Source organism: Alteromonas infernus, from assembly GCF_902705815.1.
Window position 1 is genome coordinate 26,942 of record NZ_CACSIG010000007.1, and the last position, 12,527, is coordinate 39,468.

10 protein-coding genes are annotated in these 12,527 nt (G+C 45.5%); 5 read left to right on the plus strand and 5 right to left on the minus strand.

Annotation, left to right across the window (positions count from 1 at the left end):
- Positions 1-232 precede the first annotated feature (232 nt).
- Positions 233-1,663, plus strand: coding sequence for an exodeoxyribonuclease I (sbcB, locus tag ACX5J7_RS01595; RefSeq protein ID WP_498705906.1), 1,431 nt, complete (start codon positions 233-235; stop codon positions 1,661-1,663).
- A 126-nt stretch (positions 1,664-1,789) separates the two neighbouring features.
- The gene (locus ACX5J7_RS01600) at positions 1,790-3,445 is read left to right on the plus strand and encodes a FapA family protein (protein ID WP_498705856.1); all 1,656 of its coding nucleotides are present in this window, start codon (positions 1,790-1,792) and stop codon (positions 3,443-3,445) included.
- 198 nt (positions 3,446-3,643) lie between these two features.
- Here the strand turns inward: ACX5J7_RS01600 and ACX5J7_RS01605 are convergent, their stop codons facing one another.
- The 5 genes from ACX5J7_RS01605 to ACX5J7_RS01625 all read right to left on the minus strand — a co-directional run bounded on the left by ACX5J7_RS01605 (position 3,644) and on the right by ACX5J7_RS01625 (position 8,787).
- The gene (locus ACX5J7_RS01605; RefSeq protein ID WP_498705857.1) at positions 3,644-4,078 is read right to left on the minus strand and encodes a GGDEF domain-containing protein; all 435 of its coding nucleotides are present in this window, start codon (positions 4,076-4,078) and stop codon (positions 3,644-3,646) included.
- Between the two features lie 31 nt (positions 4,079-4,109).
- Positions 4,110-5,081, minus strand: a complete 972-nt coding sequence (locus ACX5J7_RS01610; protein ID WP_498705859.1) for a transporter substrate-binding domain-containing protein — start codon at positions 5,079-5,081, stop codon at positions 4,110-4,112.
- A gap of 99 nt (positions 5,082-5,180) precedes the next feature.
- Positions 5,181-6,416, minus strand: a complete 1,236-nt coding sequence (gene kynU / locus ACX5J7_RS01615; protein ID WP_278384145.1) for a kynureninase — start codon at positions 6,414-6,416, stop codon at positions 5,181-5,183.
- The gene (locus tag ACX5J7_RS01620; protein WP_474376532.1) at positions 6,409-7,518 is read right to left on the minus strand and encodes an alpha/beta hydrolase family protein; all 1,110 of its coding nucleotides are present in this window, start codon (positions 7,516-7,518) and stop codon (positions 6,409-6,411) included. The genes kynU and ACX5J7_RS01620 overlap by 8 nt, the downstream gene beginning before the upstream one ends.
- 93 nt (positions 7,519-7,611) lie before the next feature.
- A complete protein-coding gene (locus ACX5J7_RS01625) occupies positions 7,612-8,787 on the minus strand; it encodes a thiolase family protein (RefSeq protein WP_498705862.1) in 1,176 nt (391 codons plus the stop codon).
- A 345-nt stretch (positions 8,788-9,132) separates the two neighbouring features.
- Here ACX5J7_RS01625 and ACX5J7_RS01630 point away from each other — a divergent pair, with 345 nt between their 5' ends.
- The 3 genes from ACX5J7_RS01630 (at position 9,133) to ACX5J7_RS01640 (ending at position 12,521) form a co-directional block, all read left to right on the plus strand.
- A complete protein-coding gene (locus tag ACX5J7_RS01630) occupies positions 9,133-9,540 on the plus strand; it encodes a MerR family transcriptional regulator (RefSeq protein WP_015066940.1) in 408 nt (135 codons plus the stop codon).
- A complete protein-coding gene (locus ACX5J7_RS01635) occupies positions 9,537-10,706 on the plus strand; it encodes an isovaleryl-CoA dehydrogenase (RefSeq protein WP_020745790.1) in 1,170 nt (389 codons plus the stop codon). Before ACX5J7_RS01630 ends, ACX5J7_RS01635 begins: the two co-directional genes overlap by 4 nt.
- Positions 10,707-10,913: 207 nt before the next feature.
- Complete coding sequence (locus tag ACX5J7_RS01640) at positions 10,914-12,521, plus strand: carboxyl transferase domain-containing protein (protein WP_278384149.1); 1,608 nt, start codon at positions 10,914-10,916, stop codon at positions 12,519-12,521.
- Positions 12,522-12,527: the final 6 nt, after the last annotated feature.

Genomic DNA, 12,527 nt, shown 5'->3' on the forward strand with positions numbered 1-12,527 from the left:
CAAACAATATCCGTATTAATTTTTATAAGGTATAAACTAGACAGCAAACGGGGTTTGCGCAAGTCATTTACAGTGCAGCTAAGACTAAAGATTATAAGTGAATGAATGTTTTACAGTCGCCTTCGCTTCGTATCGCCCCTTCAGCATTGCCTATATAACCATCAACATTTGGTATTGTATTTTACGCAGTGTACACTGCGTTCAATATTTCATTGATAACGTACTGGTGGTTATGCATACACCTACATTTTTGTGGCACGATTTCGAAACCTTTGGCACAAGCCCACAAAAAGATCTCCCTTGCCAATTTGCCGCTGTTAGAACGGACATGGACTTAAATGTCGTTGGTAAGCCCATCAATATTATGAGCGCAATTGCTAACGATTACCTGCCTCATCCAGAAGCGTGTCTTGTTACTGGGATCACGCCTCAACAAACCATCAGAGATGGCTCAAACGAAGCTGATTTTGCTGCAAAAATTTATAATGAGATGTCTACGCCGAATACCTGTAGCGTGGGCTTTAATAGTATTCGCTTCGACGATGAAGTTTCCCGCTATCTATTTTATCGAAACTTCTACGACCCGTATTCAAGAGAATGGCGCAATGGAAATAGCCGCTGGGACATCATCGACGTAGCAAGAGCCTGCTATGCGTTAAGACCAGACGGTATCAATTGGCCATTGAGAGAAGATGGTTCGCCAAGTTTTAGGCTTGAAGCATTAACGGCTGCCAATAATATCGGACATGATAACGCACACGATGCGCTAAACGACGTTTACGCCACCATATCCCTTGCCAAGCTGATAAAAGAAAAGCAGCCGCGCTTATTCGACTACGCGCTTTCTTTGCGTAATAAGCATACCGTTATGCAGCAAATAGATTTGAGCAAGCCATCGGTATTGCTTCATATATCGTCAAAGCTGCCGGCCTCACAGGGTTGCTGTACATGGGTTATGCCGATTGCTAAACACCCGACTAATTCCAATGCGTTTATCGTGATTGATTTGTCTCACGATATAGACAGCGTGTTAAATGATTCTGCAGATGAAATTAAGCAAGCACTGTACGCGCCTTCCGATACGTATGATGATGCGCGAGAGCGCCCGGGGCTTAAGCTTATTCACGTGAACCGCTCTCCTTTCATTACCACAGCCAAAGCCATGACAGAAGACAATGCACAGCGGCTCGGCTTAGACCGCGAGCGCTGCTTAGATAACTACAAAAAGCTGGCAAGCACACCAGATTTAGTTAGTAAAATTGTGGCAATATATGAAGAAGAGCGACATACCAGCGAACTTGATATTGACCACGCGCTATACAGCGGCGGGTTTCTTAGCGATGAAGACCGGCGCTGGTGTGAAAATGTGATAAATGCTAAACCAGAAGATTTAGCGACGCTCGGTGATAAAACGCAGCACGAAGGGTTAAAAAAATTGCTGTTTCGATATCGCGCAAGAAACTACCCCAATACGCTTACTGCTGACGAAATGACAAAATGGCAGTACCACCGTCAGGCGCGGCTTACCGACCCGGATTTTCACGGTTCTATAACGCTGGAAACCTATATGATGAGGCTTGAATCTCTGGCTCACGAGCACAGTGACAACCCTGAAAAGCAAGCGATATTACGCGCCCTCTATCAATATGCCGAAAACCTTTGACGGCGGTTTTAGAACGCCTTAAATTAAGAACATTGACAGAAAAACAGCAATTTATTAGACGAAGTCAAGGAATGAAATAATGCTGCCGATAATAACAATACACGCGCGCAAGGGAATAAAGATGTCATGAATGGCGTAACAATAAGTTTCGATAAATCTAGAACCTATATCAACCTAATGCTCAACCCTTCTGAATTTACCTCAGAAGTAGACATACGGGAAATAAAAAAGCAGTTAGAAAGCGGCGAAACCAAACGTCTTTACGTTTCAGAAAAAGCGCTCAAATCTGCTTGTGACACGGCTAACCATTACTTTAAAACAGGTGATGGGACTATCGTTCAAGAAAGAATTGGCGAACGTAAAAACGCGGAAGTAGAATTCCGTGTTCCCGATGACGGCATGCACGCGAACCTTGTGCTCACTACCCCTTATGGCGGAAAGCTACCCGCGTTAAGTACGATTAAATCGCTGGCAATAAAAAATAGAGTCATCCGAGGTGTAAGCACCAAAAAGATAGAATCTATGCTGAGTAATGCTAGGCGCGCTGAGCCCGGCACGGTGCTAGAAGAAACTATCGCGAAAGGGCTTCCTGCTAAAAATGGCAAAAACTCTAAGTTCATTCCTCTTGTTCCTAATGCCCTAGAACGGGTGTTAAAGCCTCAGGCAGATGACGGCGAGCGCGTAGACATGCGCAACTTAGGCGAAATTATTTGTGTAAAAGTAAACACGCCTGTGCTGCGTCGTACCGCGCCAACCCAAGGTCGCTCTGGTTTCGACGTAAAAGACAATAAACTCCCTGCCGTCGCAGGCGAGTGGGTCGACTTTAAAATGGGAAGCGGAACCGTTGTGTCAGACGGCGATGCCAACCTTTTGATGTCGACCATTTCGGGCATGCCTAAGTATCGCGACCAAATTATGAATATCGATGACACCTTTATCTGCAATGGCGTTAACGTAGGTACAGGGCATGTGAATTACGAGGGAGCGGTACTTGTAAACGGCGATGTAACAGAAAAAATGCAGATTAAAGCGGCCGGTGATGTAACCATAAATGGTTTTGTTGAGTCGGCGCATATTGAAGCTGGTGGCGATATCATTATCACCGAAGGCGCTATGGGTAAGGTGAATGATTCTCAAGGCGAGTTCCAATGTAAATTAGTCGCATCAGGAAGCATCCACGTGCAGCACGGCCAAGGTATTGATATTCAATGCGGTGGAAACATTACCGTAGGCAGGCAGCTGGCCTACAGCCGCTTGCGTTGCGGGGGAGCTGTTATCGTAGGGCAAATTGACAAGCCTATGGGTAACCTTTTTGCTTGCGATATAATAAGTCAAGATCGCGTGGAGGCAGGCACCCTAGGGGCCGTTTCCGGCAGTACGTTGAAAGTGGATTTTAGCCCGGGCTTTAATCAACTCCTTGAACGAAAAGACTCGCTAGATGAATTGCTACGCCAGATTCGCGAGAACAATTTAAAGCACAAAGAGAAAATAGCACTTATCCAAGGTAAGAAAATTCCAAAAGAACTTCGGCACAAAGCCGCTGAGGCTTTAGAACTTTTCAACAATGAAAGCGCGCTGCTAGAGTGGCTTGAAAATAAGGCCAATGATGTGAAGTCGGCTAAAGAAAACTACCAGTCCGACATTAAACTTATCGCCAATAAACGGCTATACCCTGGCGTATCGGCTAAGTTAAATAACAGAAACTGGCGTTCAGAGCGTGAATATGATCGTGCGCAAATATACTACGACGCTCATCAATGGCACTACGAGCCTTTGATATAATGGGAGATATCGTGCTTTAACTAAGGAGCTATCCTTTATGAAGCACGCTTTCTTTCACATGCTACCGACATAGGTCTCAGGCTATTCCTGTATCTCGACGGCCTAAGCCGTGAAGCCTTAACACACGCTAATAATAACGAAAAGAACGCGTTGTTGAGTAGACGTAGATTTAGACGTTATATTTATTCGTTCAAAAATTTATGGCGCTATGCTCACATTACCAAACCCGTGGCGCTTAGATTGATACAGGGCTTTCATGGTACGCTCCATCCAGTCGGAAAACTCTTCAGATTGCTTAAGCTCAGACATGCCTATCGCAACTTTAAAATTATCGCTTAAAAGGTAATGACTCGTTACACATTTAAGTAATCTATCTGCGAGTATCTTTGCAGCACCTACCTCGGTTTGTGGGCAAAGTATAATAAATTGCTCACCACTAAAGCGAGACACCACGTCCACCTCTCTAACGGTATTTAAGCATTGGGTGGCAACCACTTTAAGCGACTCTTCCAGCGATGATGCTTCGAGCGAATGCCCATCGTCATGAGAGTGGGTTAGCTCAAGAATGATTAACGAGGCCGTTGTTTGAAAGCGCTGGAAGCGAGAGATTTCCTCTTCCGCTCGCTGAATCATATGATTGCGATTGTACAGCCCTGTAATTATGTCATGGGCAGAAAGAAAGCCAAGGGTTCTGTTTTTTTTCCAGCAAGGTGGCCTGTAGCGCGCTTATTTCTTCATTTTTCTGATTAATGATACGCTTGTAGGCACCTACGTGACGGTTCCTCGATATTAACCACAACAGCCCTATTAGCACAATAATAGTGCTCAATATCATCACGGTATAATTACGGCTGTAGCGTATTTGAACATTATTCCATTGTTTGTATATTTCCACTTTCCGAGATTCAGGGATCCGCTCGATGGCAAAGTTGAGTTTATCAACCAAGTGCCCATACGATTTATTTACCCCAAAGGCCAGAGAGTCGAAAGGCTCTGCATAACCAACAATGTTAATGTCTTTTAATTTTAGGTTGTTAATGTGCATATTTACGCTCATCAAAGAGCCGACCATGACATCAAACTCACCATTTGCCAGCTGTTTCAACCCTTCTTCTTCCGACGGCATACGTTTCAACCGTATCCCCGGATAGTGGCGGGAGATATACTCTACTTGTCGATAACCTTGAACTATGCCTACCGTGCGATTACCTACGCCGGAATAACCTTGAAGCATAGGCGTACCTGCCTTCGCCACCAGCACATTAGGCGCTTCGAAGTAAGGAATACTGAAATCTAGAAACTGCTTTCGATAATCCGAGGTATTGAGCATAGGGATCACTTGACACTTCCCCTGCTGAACATATTCTAGGCTCTGTTGCCAACTTTCTGTAGGTATAAGCGTGAATTCAAGGTCAGCAATCTCGGCAATCAGCCGCATATATTGGGCTGAGATGCCAACATGAATACCATTTCTTATCGCTTCGTATGGCGCCCAGTTGGGGTCAATGCAGTAAGTGATCTCCTCAGATGGAGTAAAAGCGGCTTGTTGTTCGGGGCCCGCTTTTAAAATAGCGCTGAAAACACTTGCGCCTAAAAACAACACCACACCCAAAAGATACTTTCTTATTTTTTTCAACCACACACCCAAAACAGTTAACGAGCTCAAAGACAACCGCGAAGTATTAAGCGTAAATAATAAAAATGCAATCAATTAGGCCTATATAGGCCTAATTGCTCAGGTAACGCTCTGTCTTTGCTGGAATGTGGCATTTTCATAGCGTTTTTCGCTCATGATTATTGCAAGTCTTGTTACCGCCTTTTCGACATCGGCGAAGCTCAAATAAAGCGGCGCAAACCCTATTCGCAAAATATTAGGCGCGCGGAAGTCAGCGATAACCCCTTCAGCAATCCACGCTTGGCAAATGGCATAAGCCTCACCGTGGGCGAGGGCTAACTGGCTACCCCGGCAATTAATCGGTGGGCTCGCCACACCGAAATGTTCTAACACTCCTGCCCTTTTTGCTTCAGCAATAAAAAAAGCTTGAAGCTTTTTCGACTTCTCGTCGATGGCTTTCAGTGATACATCGTCAAAAACGTCTAATGCCGCATCTAATATACTCATGCCTATAACACCGGGCGTACCGCACAAGTTTTGCTTTACCGATTTATCTGGCGCGTAGTCGGGAGAAAATGAAAAAGGGGCACTGTGTCCCATCCATCCAGACAGGGGCTGCTGATAGCTATCTTGATGACGGCGCGCAACATAAATAAATGCTGGCGCGCCGGGGCCGCCGTTTAAATACTTGTACGAACACCCTACAGCAAAATCTACGTTGCAATCATCCAAGCCTACTGGGAAAGCGCCGGCACTATGGGCAAGATCCCACAACATCAAAATCCCTTTTGCATGTGCTTGCTCGGTAATGCCTTTCATATCAAGCTTAAGCCCACTTCGAAAGTTAACCTGCGTAAGCATAAGCACGGCAATATCATCGGTTAACTGGCTACTAATACTGGCTTCATCTACATAGCGGATACTGTACTCTTCGCCAAGTAAATCTAACAACCCTTGAACCATATAGATATCGGTTGGAAAATTATCACGTGTGGTCGCAATTACTTTGCGCCCTGGGTTCATTTTAAGCGCGGCGCTTAACACTTTAAATAAGTTAATAGAGATAGAGTCACAGCAGATGACCTGGCCCTGTTGCGCGCCTATAAGCTCCCCTATTTTGTCGCCGACTTGTTGAGGTAAGGAAATCCACTGGTGTTTGTTCCAACTTGTAATAAGGCCTTGCCCCCATTGCTCTTGAACTACTTCAACCGCTCGCTTGTCTGCTGATTTCGGTAAAGGGCCAAGAGAATTACCGTCTAAATAGATGGTGTTGTCTGGAAGCGAAAAAGCCCCAGCTTTATGTGCAAGCGGGTCCTTGTCATCAAGTTGCTCAGCGGAAAAAACCTTATTAATCATGTTCACCAATAACCTCAAGTAAAGCATCAAAGGATGTAGAGTCAGGGTGTAGCCAATCGAAGTGGCCACCATTTGTTATTATCTTTTGTTTTGCGCCAGCCATTGTAGCGTGGAGTTTAGGTACAATGCTATCGGCGTCACCTTGCATCAACACTATGGGTGTATTGATAAGTTTCGCGTTAGGAGTGGCAGCTTGATAAGCTTCGGGGTTTTCATCCGGCATGCTATGCATGAATTTTGCAGTAGCAGTCTGGCAACTGTTGGCTCCAACAGCGTAAGCGTTTATATCGGTGATAGCAGCAAGTCCAATGACTTTCTCAACGCTAACGCTTTGTGTAAATTGTGGCAGTTTCTGCGCGGCAAGCATAGCAAGATGCCCACCTGCCGAATGCCCAGCAATATAAACCTTCGAATAACGTCCATTACCACGGATACGTTCAAGCGACGTTATCATGGCCTCAGTAACATCATTTAAGCTACCAGGCCAACCGCCGCCTTTGTCGCCAACGCGCCGATACTCCATTACGAAGACACCCATCCCTAAATCCGCCAACGCCTTATAAAACCCGTTTGCATGATCATAACCGTAGGCATTCAACCAGCACCCGCCATGAACAAACACAACAGCTTTTCCGGCAAACTTATCGTGCTTTGTATTGCGCCCATGCCACACGTAAACAGACTGGAGCGGGCTTTCTCCGTAGCTAAACAGCTCGTCATGTTCTCTTGTTGGCAAGACACCCAACGCAGCATATGGCACTTGCGTTAACGTTTTACTGCTAGCTGACAGTTCATTAGGTTTATCGTGGGTGTCTTTGTAAATTTCGCTAGTTTTAGCATGGGTGTCATTCTTAACGTCATCTCGCTTAACGTCAGAGTTTGCGGGTTGCTTAATCTCGGGTGCGCTTTGTGGGGGGCGCGCGTCGCTTTTAACGTGGGTGTCTTTACTAGCCGTATTTATACGATGGGTGTCTTTGTAATTGAACTGCGGTTCGATTCCACTTTTGAAAGTAGCTGATTGCGCAACAGCTAGCTGTTGCAAAGAGATAAGTGCGATAAATAGTGCGCGTGTAAAAGTAGTAATGTGTACTGTGTTCTTCATGTTCTGACTTTTTCTTTTATTGAAACACAGAGCAACATTAAAGTGATGTCACTCTGTGATTAAATCGTTTACATGTACGCTATGAAACTTGACTTAAAGCATCTCAACAGCAAGAGCAACGCCTTCTCCACCGCCAATACACAAAGATGCTATACCTTTACGACCATTGCTTTGTTTAAGTGCATGAAGAAGTGTTACAAGGATGCGTGCGCCAGAAGCGCCAATGGGATGGCCTAATGCGCATGCCCCGCCTTTTACGTTCACTTTGCTTTCATCAAGCCCTAGCTTTTTAATCGCCAGCATAGTTACCATGGCAAAAGCTTCATTGATTTCAAAAAGATCTACGTTTTCTTTTGTCCAACCAGCTTTGTCTAACACTTTTTCCATTGCGCCTACCGGTGCAACTGTAAAATTCTCGGGCTCTATTGAGTTCGTAGCGTGAGCTACCACTTTTGCTAATGGTGTCAATCCAAGGGCTTTAGCTTTACTTTCACTCATAACAACAAGTGCTGCAGCACCGTCAGAGATAGAGCTAGAGTTCGCTGCCGTTACCGTACCGTCTTTTTTAAAGGCTGGGCGGAGTGTGGGGATCTTTTCAGGGCGAGCAGAACCCGGACCTTCATCAGTATCCACCACTGTATCACCTTTACGTGAAGATACAGTTACTGGTGCAATTTCGTCGTTGAACGTGCCGCTATTTATTGCTTCATGCGCTTTAGACAATGAACTTAATGCAAATTCATCCATTTCACCGCGGCCAATATTCTCTTCATCAGCGGTATCTTGAGCAAAGCACCCCATTGCTTTACCGTCGTAAGCATTCTCAAGGCCGTCTAGCATCATGTGATCAATAACTTGGCCATGCCCCATGCGATAACCCGTTCGCGCTTTTGGCAACATGTATGGCGCGTTACTCATACTTTCCATACCGCCAGCTACCACCGCAGAGGCGCTGCCTGCTTTGATAAGATCATGGGCCATCATGACTGCTTTTAAGCCTGAACCACAGACTTTATTGATAGTGGTAACACCGGCACTTAGCGGAAGCCCCGCCCCTATTGACGCTTGTCGCGCAGGAGACTGCCCTAACCCAGCCGGTAAAACACACCCCATAATGACCTCGTCAATTACAGAGACATCCACCTCATCACACGCAGCTTTTATCGCAATTTCTCCAAGCTTTGTCGCAGCGAGAGAAGACAAGCTACCGTTAAAACCACCCATAGGTGTACGTTTCGCCGCGACTATCACTACTGATTCATTACTCATATCCGTGCCCTTAATTTCATTTAAAATATTGAATGGATTGAAGAAAGCCAGTCAAATGTATACAAAAGTAAACACCTCTATCAGCTACAACACCTGACCTTCACCATGAAAAATTGACGTTAGCAAAATGTTACTTTACCTTAACGTAAAATGTAATTAACGTTAACGTAAACCTGTACTGAGTATGTGTCAACTAAACACTACGTTTTAACATAGCGATGTAAAATCACTCGCTCAAAACGTGATGCTTTTACAAAGACACCCACTCAATTCAGCCAACAAATTACAAAGACACCCATGCAAACGACGGGTGTTAAGCAGCGCTTAAAGAACAAGGTACATGTAATGAACAAGTACGATGACGAAACAACATATGCAATAGGTGAGCTCGCTCGAGAGTTTGACATCACACCTCGCTCCATTCGTTTTTATGAAGAGCAAGGATTAATGTCACCCTCTAGGACGGGGCAAAATCGCGTTTATTTGAATAAAGATAGAGTGCGATTAAAACTAATTTTGCGTGGTAAACGGCTAGGTTTTTCCCTAGCGGAAGTCAAAACACTGTTCGACATGTACGACACAAACCCTAATTCGGCGGTTCAGCTGGAAGCCATGCTAGATATGACTGAACAAAAAAGAGCTGTACTTAAACAACAACTAGAAGATATTCAGATGTTAATGACTGAACTGGATGATGTTGAAGCACGCTGCCGTGAAGAACTCGCAGAACTAAAACGAGGAAAAATCGCATGAATACCTCCTACCCTACTTTAAATTTCGGGCTTGGTGAAGACATTGAAATGTTACGAGACCAGGTCTATCAATTCGCTCAAAATGAAATAGCGCCTCTTGCTGAACAGGCCGATGCTGAAAATCAATTTCCTAATCAACTGTGGACTAAGCTTGGGGATATGGGGCTTCTAGGGGTCACTGTCTCAGAGCAGTACGGTGGTTCTGAAATGGGCTACCTTGCTCATACTATTGCTATGGAAGAGGTGAGTCGTGCTTCAGGCGGTATAGGGCTAAGTTACGGGGCGCACTCGAATTTATGTGTGAACCAAATATTTAAAAACGGTAACGACACTCAGCGAGAAAAATACCTGCCGAAGCTAGTGAGTGGCGAGCATGTCGGTGCATTAGCCATGAGTGAACCCAACGCGGGATCAGACGTTGTAAGTATGAAGCTGAAAGCGGAAAAGCGCGGCGACAAGTACATTCTTAACGGAAATAAAATGTGGATAACTAATGGTCCTGACGCCCACACATTTGTTATCTACGCTAAAACCGATCCAAATGCAGGCCCTAAAGGGATCACGGCGTTTATCGTTGAGCGAGACTTTCCTGGTTTCAGTCGCGCACAAAAGCTCGATAAGTTAGGAATGCGCTCATCAAACACCTGTGAGTTAGTGTTCGAAGACTGCGAAGTGCCGGCTGAAAACATCCTTGGAAAAGAAGGCGAAGGTGTTCGTGTGTTAATGAGCGGCTTAGACTACGAGCGGCTTGTTTTATCAGGTGGGCCGCTGGGTATCATGCAATCTTGTATGGATATTGTTGTGCCTTACATACACGACCGCCGACAGTTTGGACAGTCAATCGGCCAGTTCCAGCTAATTCAGGGAAAAGTGGCAGATATGTACACGCAAATGAATGCTGCGCGTGCTTATGTTTACACTGTTGCTAAGTCGTGCGACCGCGGCGAAACAACGCGCAAAGATGCGGCTGGCGCCATTCTTTATTCTGCTGAGCTCGCAACCAAAATGGCGCTAGATGCTATTCAGCTTCTTGGCGGTAACGGTTACATCAACGAATACCCTACAGGTCGCCTGTTAAGAGACGCAAAACTTTATGAAATTGGTGCTGGCACATCAGAAATTCGCCGAATGCTAATAGGCCGAGAATTATTTAACGAATCTAAATAACGCAAGGTAGAGGGTGATAATGCCTTCACTGTGTGGCGAAATGCTGCGAAAAGAAAAAAGCAAATTATCAAGACACCCAACCTTGCAGAATTAAAACGCGAATAAGTTGCAAAGACACCCATCACAGCAAAAGATGGTTAGCATGGGTGTCATGCTAACACCAGTTAACGAGGCACACTTCGTTGATGCCCAACACAAGGAGGGGTTATGCCCGTTCTTCGCTCAAGTATAAATACGAAATCTGAAACGTTTATTGCAAACGCTGAGCACATGCAGGCTCAGGTAAACGACCTATTAGAAAAAATTAATAAAATTTCTCAAGGCGGTGGTGAAAAAGCTGCACAGCGTCATATATCTAGAGGAAAACTACTGCCTCGTGACCGTATTAATGCACTAATTGACGCTGATACACCATTTTTGGAAATAGGACAGCTGGCCGCATGGGAAGTGTACGACGACTACGTGCCCTGCGCTGGCGTTGTTGCAGGTATAGGTATTGTTGCAGGAATTGAGTGCATGATTGTGGCTAACGACGCCACGGTTAAAGGCGGGACCTATTACCCGTTAACGGTAAAAAAACACCTGCGCGCACAAACTATTGCCGAGCAAAACAATCTACCCTGTATTTATTTAGTGGACTCTGGCGGCGCGAACCTACCTCGCCAAGATGATGTTTTCCCTGACAGAGAGCACTTTGGCCGAATATTTTTCAACCAAGCTAATATGTCGGCTAAAAATATTCCACAAATTGCGGTTGTAATGGGCTCTTGTACAGCAGGTGGTGCGTACGTCCCCGCGATGGCAGATGAAAGTATCATCGTAAAAGAGCAAGCAACAATTTTCTTAGGTGGTCCTCCCCTTGTTAAAGCCGCTACAGGCGAAGTGGTTACCGCAGAAGAGCTTGGCGGCGGCGATGTACATACGCGTATTTCAGGTGTTGCCGATCATCTCGCTAATAACGATCACCACGCACTCTCGCTCGCCCGTAATGCCATATCAAGACTGAATAGGAAAAAGCCCGAATATGTAGACGTGGCCGATGTAAAGCCGCCACGTTACGACACAAAAGAAATTTACGGCATCGTTCCCGTAGACAGTCGACAAACCTATGACGTGAGAGACATTATCGCTCGTGTCGTAGATGACTCTGATTTTGACGAGTTTAAAGCGCTTTATGGGACAACGCTTGTGTGCGGGTTCGCACGAATATTTGGATTCCCAGTTGGTATTGTTGCCAATAACGGCATACTTTTCGGTGAAAGTGCACTTAAAGGTGCGCACTTCGTCGAACTCTGCGCAAAACGTAAAATTCCGCTTGTATTTCTGCAAAATATTACCGGCTTTATGGTGGGTAAACAGTACGAGCACGGCGGCATTGCAAAGCACGGCGCCAAAATGGTAACTGCAGTAGCGTGTGCCAATGTTCCAAAACTCACCGTTCTTATTGGTGGAAGTTTTGGTGCGGGTAACTATGGCATGTGCGGAAGAGCTTATGACCCAAGGTTTCTGTTTATGTGGCCAAACGCCCGTATATCAGTCATGGGGGGCGAACAAGCAGCTGGTGTACTAGCTCAAGTAAAACGCGACCAGAAAGCGCGTGCGGGCGAGACATGGAGTGAAGAAGAAGAAAAGTCTTTCAAACAGCCGGTTATCGATACCTATGAAAAGCAGGGTCACCCCTATTACGCGTCTGCGCGACTTTGGGACGATGGCGTTATTGACCCTGCAGATACTCGCTTGGTACTGGGGCTGTCGCTTTCAGCGTCGCTTAACAAGCCTATCGAAGACACCCAATTTGGCATATTTAGAATGTAGGAGTTT

Coding starts and splice junctions, on each gene's coding strand:
- ACX5J7_RS01640 (WP_278384149.1), top strand. CDS start 10,914: ATGCCCGTTCTTCGCTCAAGTATAAATACGAAATCTGAAACGTTTATT.
- ACX5J7_RS01605 (WP_498705857.1), bottom strand. CDS start 4,078: ATGATTCAGCGAGCGGAAGAGGAAATCTCTCGCTTCCAGCGCTTTCAA.
- ACX5J7_RS01600 (WP_498705856.1), top strand. CDS start 1,790: ATGAATGGCGTAACAATAAGTTTCGATAAATCTAGAACCTATATCAAC.
- ACX5J7_RS01630 (WP_015066940.1), top strand. CDS start 9,133: ATGAACAAGTACGATGACGAAACAACATATGCAATAGGTGAGCTCGCT.
- ACX5J7_RS01625 (WP_498705862.1), bottom strand. CDS start 8,787: ATGAGTAATGAATCAGTAGTGATAGTCGCGGCGAAACGTACACCTATG.
- ACX5J7_RS01635 (WP_020745790.1), top strand. CDS start 9,537: ATGAATACCTCCTACCCTACTTTAAATTTCGGGCTTGGTGAAGACATT.
- sbcB (WP_498705906.1), top strand. CDS start 233: ATGCATACACCTACATTTTTGTGGCACGATTTCGAAACCTTTGGCACA.
- kynU (WP_278384145.1), bottom strand. CDS start 6,416: ATGATTAATAAGGTTTTTTCCGCTGAGCAACTTGATGACAAGGACCCG.
- ACX5J7_RS01620 (WP_474376532.1), bottom strand. CDS start 7,518: ATGAAGAACACAGTACACATTACTACTTTTACACGCGCACTATTTATC.